The sequence below is a fragment of the Methylobacterium sp. J-030 genome, assembly GCF_022829545.1.
GTDB lineage: Bacteria > Pseudomonadota > Alphaproteobacteria > Rhizobiales > Beijerinckiaceae > Methylobacterium.
In genome coordinates, this window is the sequence record NZ_JAKSYM010000287.1 from 21,420 (window position 1) to 36,986 (window position 15,567).

At 71.5% G+C, this 15,567-nt stretch carries 14 protein-coding genes; 12 read left to right on the forward strand and 2 right to left on the reverse strand.

The window, feature by feature from the left end; all coding sequences use genetic code 11:
- Nucleotides 1–344: 344 nt before the first annotated feature.
- Both hutC and MKK75_RS21555 read right to left on the reverse strand, forming a co-directional pair.
- A complete protein-coding gene (gene hutC, locus MKK75_RS21550; RefSeq protein WP_244044558.1) occupies nucleotides 345–1,070 on the reverse strand; it encodes a histidine utilization repressor in 726 nt (241 codons plus the stop codon).
- Nucleotides 1,070–2,425, reverse strand: a complete 1,356-nt coding sequence (locus MKK75_RS21555; protein ID WP_244044559.1) for a formimidoylglutamate deiminase — start codon at nucleotides 2,423–2,425, stop codon at nucleotides 1,070–1,072. Before MKK75_RS21555 ends, hutC begins: the two co-directional genes overlap by 1 nt.
- Before the next feature lie 96 nt (nucleotides 2,426–2,521).
- Between MKK75_RS21555 and hutI the strand changes: the two genes are divergently transcribed.
- From hutI to MKK75_RS21615, 12 genes are all read left to right on the forward strand, one after another.
- A complete protein-coding gene (gene hutI / locus MKK75_RS21560) occupies nucleotides 2,522–3,745 on the forward strand; it encodes an imidazolonepropionase (RefSeq protein ID WP_244044573.1) in 1,224 nt (407 codons plus the stop codon).
- On the forward strand, nucleotides 3,742–4,596 hold the full coding sequence (hutG, locus tag MKK75_RS21565) for an N-formylglutamate deformylase (protein ID WP_244044560.1): 855 nt from the start codon (nucleotides 3,742–3,744) through the stop codon (nucleotides 4,594–4,596). The genes hutI and hutG overlap by 4 nt, the downstream gene beginning before the upstream one ends.
- Entirely contained in the window at nucleotides 4,593–6,287 is a 1,695-nt protein-coding gene (hutU, locus tag MKK75_RS21570; protein WP_244044561.1) for a urocanate hydratase, read from the forward strand. Before hutG ends, hutU begins: the two co-directional genes overlap by 4 nt.
- Nucleotides 6,288–6,292: 5 nt before the next feature.
- Complete coding sequence (locus MKK75_RS21575; protein WP_313901882.1) at nucleotides 6,293–6,871, forward strand: HutD family protein; 579 nt, start codon at nucleotides 6,293–6,295, stop codon at nucleotides 6,869–6,871.
- A 28-nt stretch (nucleotides 6,872–6,899) separates the two neighbouring features.
- Nucleotides 6,900–7,901 (forward strand): ornithine cyclodeaminase family protein, encoded by a 1,002-nt coding sequence (locus MKK75_RS21580; protein WP_244044563.1) that lies wholly within the window; start codon nucleotides 6,900–6,902, stop codon nucleotides 7,899–7,901.
- Nucleotides 7,902–7,922: 21 nt separating this feature from the next.
- Nucleotides 7,923–8,735 carry a phosphate/phosphite/phosphonate ABC transporter substrate-binding protein gene (locus MKK75_RS21585; RefSeq protein WP_244044564.1) on the forward strand — a complete coding sequence of 271 codons (813 nt, stop codon included), beginning with the start codon at nucleotides 7,923–7,925 and terminating at the stop codon, nucleotides 8,733–8,735.
- Between the two features lie 166 nt (nucleotides 8,736–8,901).
- Nucleotides 8,902–9,693, forward strand: coding sequence for an ABC transporter ATP-binding protein (locus MKK75_RS21590; protein WP_244044565.1), 792 nt, complete (start codon nucleotides 8,902–8,904; stop codon nucleotides 9,691–9,693).
- Between the two features lie 16 nt (nucleotides 9,694–9,709).
- Nucleotides 9,710–10,570 carry an ABC transporter permease gene (locus MKK75_RS21595; protein ID WP_244044566.1) on the forward strand — a complete coding sequence of 287 codons (861 nt, stop codon included), beginning with the start codon at nucleotides 9,710–9,712 and terminating at the stop codon, nucleotides 10,568–10,570.
- 33 nt (nucleotides 10,571–10,603) lie between these two features.
- Nucleotides 10,604–11,644 carry an ABC transporter substrate-binding protein gene (locus MKK75_RS21600; RefSeq protein ID WP_244044567.1) on the forward strand — a complete coding sequence of 347 codons (1,041 nt, stop codon included), beginning with the start codon at nucleotides 10,604–10,606 and terminating at the stop codon, nucleotides 11,642–11,644.
- A gap of 14 nt (nucleotides 11,645–11,658) precedes the next feature.
- A complete protein-coding gene (locus tag MKK75_RS21605) occupies nucleotides 11,659–13,206 on the forward strand; it encodes an acyl CoA:acetate/3-ketoacid CoA transferase (RefSeq protein WP_244044568.1) in 1,548 nt (515 codons plus the stop codon).
- Nucleotides 13,203–14,000: an SDR family NAD(P)-dependent oxidoreductase gene (locus MKK75_RS21610; protein WP_244044569.1), complete on the forward strand. Its 798-nt coding sequence runs from the start codon at nucleotides 13,203–13,205 to the stop codon at nucleotides 13,998–14,000. Before MKK75_RS21605 ends, MKK75_RS21610 begins: the two co-directional genes overlap by 4 nt.
- Nucleotides 13,997–14,848, forward strand: a complete 852-nt coding sequence (locus MKK75_RS21615; RefSeq protein WP_244044570.1) for a MaoC family dehydratase — start codon at nucleotides 13,997–13,999, stop codon at nucleotides 14,846–14,848. The genes MKK75_RS21610 and MKK75_RS21615 overlap by 4 nt, the downstream gene beginning before the upstream one ends.
- Nucleotides 14,849–15,567: the final 719 nt, after the last annotated feature.

A 15,567-nucleotide genomic window follows, 5' to 3' on the forward strand; every position in this document is an offset into this window, starting at 1 on the left:
GTAGGTCGTCCTGACACGTCCGCTTTCGATTGACGGTCCAAAGTGTATGGATGTCTGCATTGGGCGCACAGCAGAACGTCCGGTTTTGCGCCCATCGGTAATCCGGCATTGCGTGATCTGGCCGACTGCAGCCCGTCCGCTTCTGGACCAGGAACGAGAAATGCGGACATCGCTGTGATGCCAGCTCACGACCCTTTTGAGACGGTCGCCCCGCGGCAGGAAACGTCAGCTTCCGAGCCACGGTCGGAGCAGAACTGAGTAGCTGGGATGGCAGGCACGCCCGGGCAGCGTTCGAACGATCGACGGGCTGGGCGCGGTCCGACTGAGAGGCCGCCGCGTCCCCTTCAGGGCGTGAAGCGTGCAAAGAGGCGGTAAAGGTGCCCTGGGTGAAGCATCGTCACGGCAGTGACGCTGCCGTTCCCACGCCAAGTTCGGCGCTCTAGGCTTAGGCAGGCGTGGCCGGGCTCGATCTCCAGGAGGGCGGCCGCTTCGGCGTCAGCGTGGCAGGCCGAGATGCTGTGCTCGGCGCCGGTCCAGGGCACGTAGCCGACGAGCCACGTGTTCGGCGGCACGACGGAGAAGTCCTCGCGCTCCGCCTCCGGGATCTCCGACAGGTTGAGCAGGCGGTCCTCCAACGCGAAGGGCCGGCCGTCGGTCCGGTGCCGGCACCGCAGTGCCAGGATCGGGCTGCGCGGCTGGACGCCGAGCCGGTCGGCGTCCGCGCGCCGTGCGGCACGGCGCTCGCGGTAGAGCAACTCGTAGCCGTAGCGCGCTCCTCGGCCCTCGACCTCGGCCTTGAGGTCGGGGATGCTGAGCAGCGCCTGCTGTGCTCTGGGCCGTGCGACCACGCTCCCGGCCCGTCGCTTGCGCTCGATCAGCCCCGCGGTCGCGAGGTCCGTCATGACTTTGTTCACGGTCATGCGCGAGCAAGCGTAGATCTCGACAAGTTCGTGCTCGAAGGGCACGCGGTACCCAGGCGGCCAGAGACCGGAGAGGATGTTGGCCTCGATGTCCCGCCGTATCCGCTGGTAGAGCGTGGCGGAGGGCCCCGCCGGCGTGACTGACTCCATCAGGCGAGCAATTCCTTCAGAACCGCGCGGTAGCGGTCGCCGATGGCCACGGCCCGCACGTGCCGCCCCCCGCGGACGACGCGGCGCCCCCGAACCCAGACCTCGTCGACCGGGCTCTCGCGCGCGGCGAAGACCCAGGTGTCGAGTACCGCGTCGACCGACCGGCCGGCAAGCGCCGCACCGCGCCGGAGGCACAGGATGTCGCCCACCGCGCCGGGCGCCAGCTCGCCGGGGGCGGTCCCGAGCGACCGTGCGCCTCCGGCGAGACAGGCGTCGAACAGGGTGCGCCCGGTCGAGCGTCCATCGCCCAGCGACAGGGCGTTGCGCGCGCGCAGGGCGAGGCGCTGCGAGTATTCCAACTGGCGTAGTTCGTCGGCCGCGCCGATACATACGTTCGAATCCGTCCCGATTCCGATCGTGCCGCCCGCCTTCAGGAAGCGGACGGCGGGAAACGTGCCGTCCCCCAGGTTGGCCTCCGTGACGGGGCACAGGCCGGCCACCGCGCCGCTTGACGCGAGCCGATCCGTTTCGTCGTCGGACAGGTGCGTCGCGTGGATCAGAGTCCAGCGCCCGTCCACGGCGAAGCGGTCCAGCAGCCAGTCGACCGGGCGCTGTCCGCACCAAGCGAGGCAATCCCGGACCTCCTTCTCCTGCTCGGCGATGTGCAGGTGGATCGGCGAGTCCGGCGCAAGCACCGCCACCCGTTCGAGATCGCTCGGCGTGACGGCGCGCAGGGAATGCGGCGCGACGCCGATGACGATGCCGGGGTCCGACCGGGCGTGGGACCGGCAGCTGTCGAGGAGCCGCGCGAAGGCGTCGATGCCGGTGACGAACCGGCGCTGCCCCGGCTCGGGGGGCAGCCCGCCGAAGCCCGACTGCGCATAGAACACCGGAAGCAGGGTCAGGCCGATGCCCGTCGCGGCGGCCGCAGCGACGATCCGTCCGCTGAGCTCGCCGATGTCGGTGTAGGGAGCGCCGTCGGGCGCGTGGTGCAGGTAGTGGAACTCGCCGACGCGGGTGAATCCGCCCTCCAGCATCTCGGCGTAGGCCTGGGCCGCCACCGCTTCCACCTGGTCGGGCGTAATCCGCCCGACGAAGCGGTACATCAGTTCCCGCCACGTCCAGAAGCTGTCGGCCTCGGTCCCGCGCGCCTCTGTCAGCCCCGCCATCGCCCGTTGGAACGCGTGGCTGTGCAGGCTCGCCAGACCGGGCAGGCCGACCGCGTGGTGCGCGTCGTCCGGCGCCCGGGCGGCGCCCGCATCGACGGAGGCGATCCCCTCTTGCGTGAGCGTGATCCGGACATCGTCCGCCCAGCCGCCCGGCAGGAGTGCCGTGTCGAAGAACAGGCCGGTCATCTCGCAACCCTTCCGCAGATCCCTGGACAAGCCGTCCGTCGATCGATATGTATAGATATATTCGGTGGCTTGGAAGCGGACCGGACGGTGGCGCGCATGCTCGTGGACACGCTCTGGCGCAATGCGCGGCTCGCGACCCTGGCCGGACCGCGCGAGGACCGGGGCTCGGGCCTGGGCATCGTGGAGCAGGGCGTGCTCGCCGCCCGGGACGGGACCATCGTCTACGCGGGCGGGGCGGCCGAGGCTCCGTTCTTCGAAGCCGCCCGCGACGTCGACTGCGAGGGCCGCTGGATTACCCCCGGCCTGATCGACTGCCACACGCACCTCGTCTACGCCGGCAACCGCTCGGACGAGTTCGAGCGACGGCTTGCCGGCGCGACCTACGAGGAGGTCGCCCGGTCCGGGGGCGGCATCGTCGCGTCGATGCGCGCGACCCGCGCCGCGAGCGAGGACCGGATCGTCGCCGAGTCCCGGCCGCGGCTCGACGCCCTGCTGGCCGAGGGCGTGACCACGGTCGAGGTCAAGTCGGGTTACGGGCTGTCGACGGAGGCCGAGGCGAAGCTGCTGCGCGCCGCGCGGCGCCTCGGCACGGAGCGCGCCGTCACGGTCGTGACGACGTTCCTCGGCGCGCACGCCCTCCCGCCGGAGATGGCGGGCGACAAGGATCGCTACATCGACCTCGTCTGCCGCGAGATGCTCCCACCGATCGCGGCGGAGGGCTTGGCGGACGCGGTCGACGCCTTCTGTGAGGGCATCGCGTTCTCGCCCGCGCAGACGGCCCGCGTGCTCGCGGCCGCGCGGGACCTGGGCCTGCCGGTCAGGCTGCACGCCGACCAGCTCTCCGACCTCGGGGGCGCGGCGCTCGCGGCCCGGTTCGGGGCGCTCTCGGCCGACCACGTCGAGCACGCCAGCGAGAACGGGATCGTCGCGATGGCGCAGGCCGGCACCGTCGCCGTGCTCCTGCCCGGCGCGTTCTACTTCATCCGCGAGACGAAGGCGCCGCCCATCGCGCTGTTGCGCGAGCACGGCGTGGGGATCGCGCTCGCCACCGACAGCAACCCTGGCACCTCGCCGCTGACCTCGCCGCTGCTGGCGATGAATATGGGCGCGACGCTGTTCAGGCTCACGGTCGAGGAGTGCATCGCCGGCGTGACCCGGGAGGCCGCCCGGGCCCTCGGGCGGCAGGACACGGTCGGCACGCTGGCCCCGGGCAAACGCTGCGACCTCGCGATCTGGGACATTGAGCGCCCGGCCGACCTCGTCTACCGCATGGGCTTCAATCCGCTCCACCGCCGGGTGTGGAAGGGGCTCGACGCGTGACGCCCCCTGGCCCGCCCCCCTGGCTGACAATCTCGCGCGGGCAGGCGCCGCTGATCGTCAGCCTCCCCCACACTGGGGTCGAGATCCCCGAGCCGTTCGGCGCCGGGCTCGTGTCGCCCTGGCTCGCGCGCCGGGATGCCGACTGGTGGGTCGACCGGCTCTACGACTTCGCCGCCGGGCTCGGCGCGACGGTGGTCCGGACCGCGATCTCCCGCACGGTGATCGACGTTAACCGCGATCCCAGCGGCGCGTCGCTCTATCCTGGTCAGGCGACGACGGAGCTATGCCCGACGACCACGTTCGATGGCGAAACGCTCTACGAGCTGGGCCGGGAGCCGGACGCCGCCGCGGTCGCCCGGCGCCGGGCGGCGTTCTTCGACCCCTACCACGCCGCGCTGGAAGAGGAGATCGCGCGCCTGCGCGCCCGGCACGAAGCGATCGTCCTCTACGATTGCCACTCCATCCGGTCGGTCATCCCGCGCCTCTTCGACGGGACCCTGCCGAACTTCAACATCGGCACCGATTCGGGCCGGAGCTGCGATCCCCGGCTGACGCGGGCAGTCGCTGCGGTCTGCGCGGCGAGCGCCTGGTCCCACGTCGTCGACGGGCGCTTCAGAGGCGGCACCATCACCCGGCACTTCGGCGATCCCGCTCGCGGCGTTCACGCGATCCAGATGGAGCTCGCCTGCCGGACGTACATGCCCGAGCCGGACGCCCCCGTCGCCGAGGGTGACTGGCCGGCGCCGTACGATCCCGCCTACGCCGCGCCCGTCCAGGCGAGGCTGCACGACATCCTCGAAGCCTGCCTCGCCTTCGTGGCGCGGCCAGACGCAAGCAGACCGCACGCATGAACCGTCCCGCGAACCGCCTCGACAACGCCCGGACGATCCGGGCGCCGCACGGCACCGAGCTGTCGGCCAGGAGCTGGCAGACGGAGGCACCGCTGCGCATGCTCATGAACAACCTCGACCCGGGCGTGGCCGAGCGCCCCTCCGACCTCGTCGTCTACGGCGGCATCGGCCGGGCCGCGCGGGACTGGGACAGTTTCGACCGGATCTGCGCCGCGCTACGGCGGCTGGAAGCGGACCAGACGCTCCTGATCCAGTCGGGCAAGCCGGTCGGCGTGTTCCGCACGCACCCGGAAGCGCCGCGCGTGCTCATCGCCAACTCGAACCTCGTGCCGCACTGGGCGAACTGGGAGCATTTCAACGAGCTCGATCGCAGGGGGCTGATGATGTACGGCCAGATGACGGCCGGCTCCTGGATCTACATCGGCTCGCAGGGCATCGTTCAGGGCACCTACGAGACTTTCGTCGAATTGGGCCGCCAGCATTACGGCGGCGACCTCTCCGGCCGCTGGATCCTGACCGCGGGCCTGGGCGGCATGGGCGGCGCGCAGACGCTGGCCGCGACCATGGCCGGCGCGTCCTGCCTCGCGGTCGAGTGCCGGGCCTCCTCGATCGAGGCCCGTCTGCGGACCGGCTACGTCGACATGCAGGCCGACGACCTCGACCACGCGCTCGCAATCGTCGAGCGCTCCTGCCGCGAGCGCAAGCCCATCTCGGTGGCGCTGCTGGCCAACGCGGCCGACGTCTACCCCGAGTTGGTCCGGCGCGGCGTCCGGCCCGACTGCGTCACCGACCAGACCTCCGCGCACGATCCCGTCAACGGCTACCTGCCGCAGGGCTGGACGCTGGACGCGTGGGAGGCACGCCGCGCGGCCGATCCGGCCGGCGTCGCGCGCGCGGCGAAGGGCTCCATGGCCGTCCATGTCCGGGCCATGCTGGACTTCCACAGGGCCGGGGTGCCGACGGTCGATTACGGCAACAACATCCGCCAGATGGCGCTGGAGGAGGGCGTGGCCGACGCCTTCAGCTTCCCGGGCTTCGTGCCGGCCTACATCCGCCCGCTGTTCTGCCGCGGCGTCGGACCCTTCCGCTGGTGCGCGCTCTCGGGCGACCCAGAGGACATCTACCGCACCGACGCCAAGGTGAAGGAATTGCTGCCGGAGGCGACCCATCTCCACCGGTGGCTCGACATGGCCCAGGAGCGCATCCGCTTCCAAGGTCTGCCGGCGCGGATCTGCTGGGTCGGGCTCGGCGACCGCCACCGGCTTGGGCTCGCCTTCAACGCGATGGTGGCCTCGGGCGAGCTGAAGGCGCCGATCGTGATCGGCCGCGACCATCTCGACTCGGGCTCGGTAGCATCCCCGAACCGCGAGACGGAGGCGATGCGGGACGGCTCCGACGCCGTCTCGGACTGGCCGCTGCTCAACGCGCTCCTGAATACCGCCTCCGGCGCGACCTGGGTCTCGCTACACCACGGCGGCGGGGTGGGCATGGGCTTCAGCCAGCACGCCGGGATGGTGATCGTGGCCGACGGCACCCCGGAGGCCGCGAGGCGCCTCGAGCGCGTGCTGTGGAACGACCCTGCCACTGGCGTGATGCGCCACGCCGACGCCGGCTACGACCTCGCGCTCGACTGCGCCCGCGAGCGGGGCCTGGACCTGCCGGGCCTCGGCGGTCCCGGTGTCCCGGTCTGACGCGCGTGGGGATCCTGCGGGCTGCCCATCACCGGACGATGCCGTGGAAAAACGGCGGCGGCGAGACGATCGAGATCGCGCTCGGCCCGGACGGCGCCGCCCTGGATCGCTTCGACTGGCGCGTCAGCGCGGCGACGGTTGGTCGGGACGGGCCGTTCTCGGCGTTCCCGGGCATCGACCGGACGCTGTGCGTCCTGGACGGGGGCAGGATCGAGCTGGCGGTCGGGGACGCCCCGCCCATGCGCCTCGATGAGGGGTCGCCCCCGTTCGCCTTCGCGGCCGACGCCGCGTGCGCGGCGCGGCTGGTCGACGGTCCGATCACCGGCCTCAACGTCATGTCGCGGCGGGGCCGCCTGACCCACAGCGTGCGGCGGATCGACCTCGGCCGCGGAATCGAGGTGCGGGCGTCGGGCGACACGGTGCTGCTGTTCTCGGCCTCGGGCGCGCTCGCCGTCGAGGCGGGTGCGGGGCCGGTTCGCCTCGACGCGCGCGATTGCCTGATGGGTGGCGGGACGGTGGACTGGCGGGTGAGTGCCGTCGGGCCCGCGGTCCGGTCTTTCCTGATCACGTTTCACGTCGTCTGAACGCACCACGCAGGCCGGGGATGGACCGATGAAGCCGATCTACTTGGACTACCTCAACCGCCTCGACATCGCGGAACTCGGCATGACCGACGCCGAGATCCTGGCCGCCATTGAGACGAGCTTGGCCACGCAGGGGCGGGGAGAGGCCGTGATCGAGCCGCGCGTCCACCTGGAGCCGGGGGTCGCCAACGGCCACTTCAACGTGCTGCGCGGCGCGCTGAAGGAGCCGATCGACAGCGCGGGCGTGAAGGTCGTCGGCGACTTCGTAGACAACTACACGATCGGCCTGCCCTCGGAATTGGCGCTCCTGCTGCTGCTCGACCCGCGCACCGGCGTGCCGAAGGCGATCCTGGACGCCAGCGGCATCACCGATATGCGCACCGGCGCCGTCACCGCGATCGGCGCGAAGTACCTGGCGCGGAAGGGCTCGAAGGTCCTCGGCCACATCGGCGCGCGCGGCACCGCCTACTGGAACGTGCGGCTCCTCGATTACCTGTTCGACTTCGATGAGATCCGCGTCCACTCGCGCCGGCCCGAGAGCCGCGACGCCTTCGCTGAGCGGCTGCGCCGCGACCTCGGCAAGGCGGTGATCGTGACGGACGACTGGCGGCCCTGCGTGGAGGGGGCCGACATCGTCGTGGAGGCCTCGCGGCTGTCCGAGCCGACGCCGCTCCTCAAGACGGCCTGGATTGAAAAGGGCGCCTTCGTCGTGCCCTACGGCACCATGAGCGCAGTCGAGCCCTCGCTCACCGGCATCATGGACAAGCTGGTGGTCGACGACTGGGGCCAGTGCAAGGGGGGCAAGTTCGGCAGCCTGCGGGCGCACGTCGAGGCGGGCACGCTGTCGGAGGCGACGCTCCACGCCGAACTCGGACAGATCGTGGCGGGCCTCAAGCCCGGGCGCGAGAGCGATGCCGAGACCAACCTCCTCTGGCACCGCGGCCTCTCGCTCTCGGACATCGCGCTGGGGCACGCGATGCTGGCGAAGGCGCGCGCGCTCGGGATCGGGCAGCGGCTGCGCTACGCCTGAATGCCGAGCGGGACCAACCCCATGACGTGGATCGCCAACGCCCGCATGTACGGCGTCACGCCGGACGCGGCGTCGGCCTGGGCCGAGCTGTTCGCCTGGGTCGCCGCCCGGAGCGGCGTGCGGCTGGACGTCGTGGCGCATCCGGCCGACCGGCCGATGGCCGAGCTTTGGGCGCGCCCCGACCTCGGCTGCGCGTTCATGTGCGGGCGCCCCTGGCTGCGGGCGGCCCCGAGGCCGATCCCGATCGCCCGCCCCCTGCCGTCGCCAGCGCGCTACGGCGGCCGGGCCCGGTACATGACGGATCTCGCGGTGCGCACAGACGCTCCGTTCCGCACACTGGAGGACACGTTCGGGCACCGGATCGGCTACACGCTGGAGGAATCGCACTCGGGCTACAACGCGCCGCGGCACCACCTGCTCGCCCACAGGTCGGAGGCGCGGCCTCGGCTGTTCGCCCGGTCCGTCGGCCCGCTCCACACGCCGCGCGGCGTCGTCTCGGCGCTGCTCTCGGGCGAGATCGATGTCGGGCCGCTGGATTCCTACTGCCTCGACCTAATGCGCGCGGACCCGGCCGATGGCGCGCAGGGGCTGCGCATCCTCACTACGACCGTGCCCGCGCCGATCCCCCTGCTCATGGCGTCCCCTGGCTGCCCGGCACCGGTGGCGGACGCGCTCCGGGGTGCGTTCCTCGCCGTCTCGGACGCTCCGGAACTCGCCGACATCCGGGGGCGGCTCCTGCTGCGCGGCTTCGGCGCGGTGGACGAGGCGGATTACGCGCTGCTGTCGGCCTGGGACCGCGAGGCGGTCCAGGCTGGCTACCCTCAGCCCGCGTGAGGCCGGCCCCGATGGACGTGCCCGCCACCAGTGCCCGGCGACGAACCGGCCCGCTGCCGACACGATGGGCGAAGCCTGCCCATCATCTCGGCTTGCCTGCGGAGGCGGCAAATATGTACAGACATAGTCGCGGTCGCCCTTGGGCTCGGGTCCGGAGTCAGCACGCATGACCGATGCCGCCCTCACCTTCGCCGACATCCGGCAGGCGTTCCCCGGGCCGGGCGGGGGCGAGCCGACCCGCGTGCTCGACGGGATCAGCTTCGCCGTCGGCCGCGGTGAGTTCATCGCGGTGATCGGGCCGAGCGGATGCGGGAAGAGCACTCTGCTCCAGATGGCGGCCGGCCTGCTCGCGCCGACGGGTGGCGAGGTCCGCCACCGCGGGCGCGTGATCGCCGGCGTGAACCGCGCGGTGGGCTTCGTGCCGCAGCAGGCACAGCTCTTCCCGTGGAAGACGCTCTCAGAGAACGTCGAGCTGCCCCTCCTGCTGCGCGGCGTCGCGCCCGCGGAGCGGCGCGACAGGGTGGCCGAGGCGTTGCGGGCGGTGGGCCTCGACGGATTCGAGCATCACTATCCGAACCAGCTCTCCGGCGGGATGCAGAAGCGCGGCTCGATCGCCCGCACCCTGATCTACAAGCCCGACGTGATCCTGATGGACGAGCCGTTCGGCGCGCTCGACGCGCAGACCCGGATGGTGATGCAGGCCGACCTCCAGGCGCTGTCCCGCGCGGCCGGCGCGACCGTCGTGTTCATCACTCACGACATCACCGAGGCGGTCGTGCTCGCGGACCGGGTCGTCGTACTCAGCCAGCGCCCCTCGCGCGTGCTGGCCGACGTGGCCATCGACCTGCCGCGCCCACGCGACGTGTTCGAGCCGTTCCGCAACCCCGGCTTCGAGTTGGCCTACGACGCGGTGTGGTCGCGCTTCCGCACGCAGATCAGTCTCGGACGAGCGCATTGAGGCCGGAGCCCGCACCATGACCGAGCTCGCCGATCCGATCGCGCCCCAGGCCCCGATGCGGGCGGACTCACCTCCGGCCCCACGGGTGCGGACGCGCCCGGGCGGGGGATACGCGGCGCGCCTGACCCCGCTGCTGCCCGGCCTGGTGCTGATCGCCTTCTGGCAGTGGGCCTCCGGACGGCTCGTCCGGGAGATCTACGTAAGCAAGCCCACCGCCGTGGCCTCGCGCTTGTACGAGCTGTTCGCGACCGGCGAGATCTTCCCGCACCTCTGGACGACCGCCCAGGAACTCGTCCTCGGCTACGCGATCGGCGTCGCGGGCGGGATCATGGCGGGCTACGCGCTCGGGCGCTCGCCGCGGCTCGCGCGGGTGTTCGAGCCCTACGTCATGGGCTTCTACGGCGTGCCGAAGATCGCGCTGGCGCCCCTGTTCATCATCTGGTTCGGCATCGGCATGGGCTCGAAGGTCGCGCTGGCGGCGATCATGGTGTTCTTCCTCGTGTTCTACAACGTCTACACCGGCGTGCGCGGGGTCGACCGGGAACTCGTCAACCTCACCCTGGTGATGGGCGCCAACCAGCGCCAGCTCACCCGCCACGTCTACCTGCCGGCGGCAGCGCCCTTCGTGATGCTGGGGATGCGGCTGGCCATCCCCTACAGCGTCATCGGCGTGATCGTCGGCGAGTTCACCTCCGCGACGCAGGGGCTGGGTTTGTTCATCCACGAGGCGTCGTCGACCTACGATCCGGCCGGGGTCTTCGCCGGGATCGCGATCCTGCTCGCCTTCGTCCTCGGCGCCGGCTCGCTCGCCGGCCGGCTGGAGCGCCGGCTCCTGCGCTGGCGCACGCTCTCGGGCACGAGCCCGAGCGAGATCTGACCAGCCCCTCGCATCAGGACAGGGATCGGCACCATGCGCATGATCGTCGACGCGACCCGAGCGGCCCTCCTCGGTGCGGTCCTACTGATGGGGCCGGACGCCGCCTGCGCCCAGCAGAGTGTGCGCATCGGCCTCGGCGCACCCACCTTGAGCTTCCTGCCGATCTGGGCGGCGCGGGCGTTCGACACCTTCAAGCCACAGGGGCTCACGGCGAGCGTCGTGGCGCTGCCGGGGGGCGACACCGCGGCGCTGGCCGCCCTCGACGCGGGCGACGTCGACCTGGCCGCCGTCGGCACCGACGCGCTGCTGCGGGCGACGGCCAAAGGCCAGCCCTTCGAGATGGTCTACACGGTGATGTCCAAGGTCACGGCGCAGCTCGTCGTGTCGCCTGCCTTCCTGAAGCGGGCGGACGTGACCGCCGCCGACCCGCTGCCCAAGCGGCTCGCCGCCCTGAAGGGCGTGCTCGTCGGGGTGACCTCACTCGCCGGCGCACAGGAGAACGCGGCCCGCTGGCTCGCGGCCAGGGGTGGCCTCGACCCGAAGGCCGACATCAAGGTCGCGCAGGTCGGCAGCCCGGTCGCGGCTCAAGCCGCTCTGGAGGTCGGGCGGATCGACGCCTTCGTTCTGTCGCCGCCCGAGGGCTACAACGCCGAGAAAGCCGGCACGGGGGTGGTCCTCGTCACGCTCGGCGACGACTTCCCCCTTCTCGCCGAGCAGCCCTACCTCGTCCTCGTCGCAAAGAAGCCGATCTCGGAACAGACCGCCGCGCTGATCACCCGGACCGCCAAGGCGATGCGGGCGGCGGGTGCCGCGGTCGCGGCCAAGCCCGAGGAGACGGCGGCCGCCATCCAGAAGCAGTTCTTCGCCAAGGCGAGCCCGGACGCCATCACGGCTGCGGTCAAGGCGATGGCGAGCGGCGTCGCTGGCGGCGGCCGGCTCAGTGCGGGAAGCGTCCAGAACGCCCTCACCTTCGCCGAGGAGGTCGGTGCGTCCTACGGGCGGGGCGTCGACGCCAAGGCCTCCGAGGACGACCTCTGGACGAACCGCTTCGTCGCGGCAGCCGAAGCGCCCTGACGCGGTCCAGCGCCATGCGCATCCTCACCGCACTCCAGGCCGCCGCACTGCTGCGGGACAGCATGACGGTCGCGGCCTCTGGCTTCGGCGGATGCTGCCACCCGGAGGCGATCACCGCCGCCGTCGAGGCGCGCTTTCTGGCAGAGGGCGCTCCGCGCGGCCTCACCCTGCTCTTCGCCGCCAGCACCGGGGACCGCAAGACCCGCGGAATGGATCATTTCGGCCACGAGGGCCTCGTGGCGCGCGTGATCGCCGGGGGCTGGCGGGGCACGCCGCGCCTGGGCGAACTCGCGCTCGCCGAGAAGATCGAGGCTCATTGCTGGCCGCAGGGCGTCATCGCACAGCTCTACCGGGCGATCGCCGCCGGGCAGCCTGGGATCGTCACCCGTATAGGGCTCGGCTCGTTCATGGACCCGCTGCACGGGGGCGGCCGGATGAACGCCTCCACGCCCGCCCCTCTGGTCGAGCGGGTGCGCCTGCGCGGGCAGGACTGGCTGCTCTACCCCGCCCTGGCGCTTGACTGCGTGCTCCTGCGCGGCACGACGGCCGACGAGGACGGCAACGTCACCACCGAGGACGAGGCATTCCCCCTCGATCTGCTGGCCATGGCGCAGGCCGGGCGCAACTCCGGCGGTCTCGTGATCGTCCAGGTGAAGCGGATCGCCCGGCGCGGGTCGCTCGACCCCCACGCGGTGCGCGTGCCCGGCCACTTGGTGGACCACGTCGTCGTCTGCACCGACCCGGCGCTGCACGGCATCACCTTCGGCGAGGCCGACAACGCCGCCTTCGCCGGCCGCCTGCGCGTCCCGGACGAGCGCGCGGTCCTGCCGCTCAGCGTCGACAAGGTGATCCAGCGGCGCGCCTTCCTGGAGATGGCGGGCTTGGACCACCCGACGATCAACCTCGGCATTGGTATCCCGGCCGGGATCGGGCGCGTCGCGGCTGAGGAGGGGTTCACGGCTTACACGATGACCGTCGAGTCGGGGGTCGTCGGCGGCATCCCCGGCGAGGAGCTCGCGTTCGGGGCCGCCGCGAACCCGACCGCGGTCGTCCCGCAGGCGTCCCAGTTCGACTTCTACGACGGCGGCGGCCTCGACATCGCCTTCCTCGGCATGGCCGAGGCGGATGTACGCGGGGCCGTCAACGTGAGCCGGTTCGGCCGCCAGGTGGTCGGCGTCGGCGGCTTCACCAACATCGCGCAGAGCGCGCGGCGCGTCGTCTATGTCGGCGCCTTCACGGCGGGGGGCGCCGACATCGCGGTGGGCGAGCGCGGCCTCGCGATCCGCGCGGACGGGCGGACCTGCAAGATCGTCGAGCGGGTCGCGCAGGTCAGCGCCGATCCAGCCGCCGCCCCGCCGGGCCAGGAGCAGGCGATCGTGACCGAGCGCGCGGTGTTCCGGGTGCGGGACAGCCGGCTGACGCTCACGGAGGTGGCCCCCGGCATCGACGCGCGAACGCACGTCCTGGAGCGCCTGCCGCCGGGCATCGCGGTCGCCGAGCCGCTGGGGACCATGCCGGGCAAACTGTTCGCTGAGCGCCCGATGAGGGAGGCCGGTCCATGATCCTGCACGGGGCCGTCGTCGTCGTCACGGGGTCCGCGACCGGGGTGGGCGCCGAGTGCGCCCGGATGCTCGCGGCGCGCGGCGCGCGGGTGGTCGTGAACTACAGCCGCAGCCGAGCGGAGGCGGAGGAGACGGCCGAGGCCTGCCGCGCGCTCGGGGCGGAGGTCGAGCTGGTCGGGTGCGACGTTTCCGATGATGCCGGCTGCCGAGACCTCGTGGCGCGGAGCCTCGCGCGGTGGGGACGGCTCGACGGGCTCGTCAACAACGCGGCCACCACCGCGGCCTCCGATCCCTTCGACCTCGAGACGCTGTCGGGCAAGGATTTCCAGCGTGTCTTCTCCGTCAACGTGGTCGGGGCCTACCAGATGGCCCGGGCCGCGATCCCCGCCATGCGGCAGGGCGGCGGCGGGGCGATCGTAAACGTGTCCTCGAACGTGGCCTTCACGGGCGGGGGCAGCTCCTTGGCCTACACGGCCTCGAAGGGCGCCCTCAACGCCCTGACGCTGGCGCTCGCGCGGACCTGCGGGCCGGAGATCCGTGTCAACGCCGTTTGCCCCGGGATCATCGACACGCGCTGGATGCGGCAGGCGGTGGGGCCGGACGCCTACGCCGCACTGGCGCGGCGCTTCGGCGAGAGCGCGCCGCTGGGCCGCGTCGCCACGCCGACCGACGTCGCGGGGGCGATCCTCTGGCTGATCGAGGGCGCTGAGTTCGTCACCGGCGAGCTTCTGTCGGTCGACGGCGGCATCCGACTCTCCGGCGGACGTCCCCGCCCGGCACCGGCAGCCCCGTGAGCCCGTCCGGTGAGGCCATCCTCGCGCACCCGATCGCGGACGCGCGCCAGAGCGTGTCGGCCGCGCAGGCGATCCTCTACGCCCTGTCGGTGGGATACGGCAGCCAGCCCCTCGATCCCGCGCACCTGCGCCACGTCTACGAGCAGGGCCTCGAGCCGGCACCGACGCTGGCCAACGTCGTGGCGCATCACGGCCCCTGGATGCGGACCTTCGGCGTGGATTGGCCGCGTGTCGTCCACGCTGAACACCGGCTGACGATCAACCGGCCGGTTCCCCTGGACACGCCGCTGATCTCGCGGGCGCGCACCCTCTGCGTAGTCGACCGCGGCGTCGGGAAGGGCCTGTTCGTGACCTTCGAGCGCGTCGTCGCGGTCGCCGGGACCGGGGAACGGGTCGCGACGATCGTCCAGACGAACGCCTGCCGCGGCGACGGCGGGGGTGGTTCGGCTGGGGCCGCCCCCGATCCCCTGGAGGCGGTGCCTGATCGTGGGCCCGACGCTGTCCTCGACCTCCCGATCCCGGAGAGTGCGGCGCTTCTCTACCGCCTCAACGGCGATCTTAACCCCCTGCACATCGATCCAGACGCCGCCGCACGGGTCGGCTATCCCCGGCCCATCCTGCACGGCCTGTGCACGTTCGGTCTCGCGGGCTATGCCATCGGCCACTTGACTGAGTTCGGCCGGCCGTCGCGCCTAAGCTTTCTGGCCGCGCGGTTTAGCGCCCCGGTCTATCCCGGTGAACATCTCCGTATCGAGATCTGGATTTCGGGTGGGGACGTCAGGTTCCGCTGCATGGCCCGGGAACGCGGTGTCCGGGTCCTCGATCATGGGCACGCGAAAATTATCTGATGATACGATGCGGTACGTAGTAGAGCTGCATCCATGCCGCCTCGATGTGCGGGGCGCGCGTGTGCGAACCCGCATTGTCGACGGATATGCCGACTGCAAAAGCCAGTACCGAACCGTCGATGGTGGAGCGCTGATCAGTGAAATGGAGACCGAGCGGCCAGCATAGTCGATGTCTGCTTCTCGGCCGTTGCTTTTAGCATCTAAACGACCGAGATGGGCGCAAAGCCGTATGTCTGCTTTTCAGCTGAATCCATAGCTTGCCCCGCTCAGCTGCTCGACCACCCAGTAGACAGTCTCCAGCAAGCGCAATCATCAAGGCCTTGACATTAGGATTATTATCCGATACGATGCTCGACGTCGCCCAAACCCCGCGACGCCGCAACCGGCCTGTGATGAAGCCCCCTTGCCCCAAACCACCCCCCCCCGATCGGCACGCGCAGCCGCACCTCAGCGCAGCCTCCGCATCGAGGCGCGCCTCGGGGCGGCTACATCGTCTCTGCAGCCACGTCATGCCCGCCGACCCGCCGGCCAGACCGCCGCCGCTCGCGCAGCCCACGGGTGACGGTGGCGCGGCCGCGGACTTGCTGTCGCCTGCCATGGCTATTGACGTGGCGTCAATGGCTGCTGTAGGCCTACGCACGGCCGGGGTCTTGAGGCTAAGCTTGATTGCGGCTGGTGGCGGCACGGTTGCGGCTCGGTGCGGAGGGTTGGCGGGCATG

Excerpts from the sequence above, each read along its gene's own strand:
- MKK75_RS21605 (WP_244044568.1), top strand. The coding sequence starts at position 11,659 with ATGCGCATCCTCACCGCACTCCAGGCCGCCGCACTGCTGCGGGACAGC.
- MKK75_RS21590 (WP_244044565.1), top strand. The coding sequence starts at position 8,902 with ATGACCGATGCCGCCCTCACCTTCGCCGACATCCGGCAGGCGTTCCCC.
- MKK75_RS21555 (WP_244044559.1), bottom strand. The coding sequence starts at position 2,425 with ATGACCGGCCTGTTCTTCGACACGGCACTCCTGCCGGGCGGCTGGGCG.
- MKK75_RS21610 (WP_244044569.1), top strand. The coding sequence starts at position 13,203 with ATGATCCTGCACGGGGCCGTCGTCGTCGTCACGGGGTCCGCGACCGGG.
- hutC (WP_244044558.1), bottom strand. The coding sequence starts at position 1,070 with ATGGAGTCAGTCACGCCGGCGGGGCCCTCCGCCACGCTCTACCAGCGG.
- MKK75_RS21595 (WP_244044566.1), top strand. The coding sequence starts at position 9,710 with ATGACCGAGCTCGCCGATCCGATCGCGCCCCAGGCCCCGATGCGGGCG.
- hutU (WP_244044561.1), top strand. The coding sequence starts at position 4,593 with ATGAACCGTCCCGCGAACCGCCTCGACAACGCCCGGACGATCCGGGCG.
- MKK75_RS21600 (WP_244044567.1), top strand. The coding sequence starts at position 10,604 with ATGCGCATGATCGTCGACGCGACCCGAGCGGCCCTCCTCGGTGCGGTC.
- MKK75_RS21580 (WP_244044563.1), top strand. The coding sequence starts at position 6,900 with ATGAAGCCGATCTACTTGGACTACCTCAACCGCCTCGACATCGCGGAA.
- MKK75_RS21585 (WP_244044564.1), top strand. The coding sequence starts at position 7,923 with ATGACGTGGATCGCCAACGCCCGCATGTACGGCGTCACGCCGGACGCG.
- hutI (WP_244044573.1), top strand. The coding sequence starts at position 2,522 with ATGCTCGTGGACACGCTCTGGCGCAATGCGCGGCTCGCGACCCTGGCC.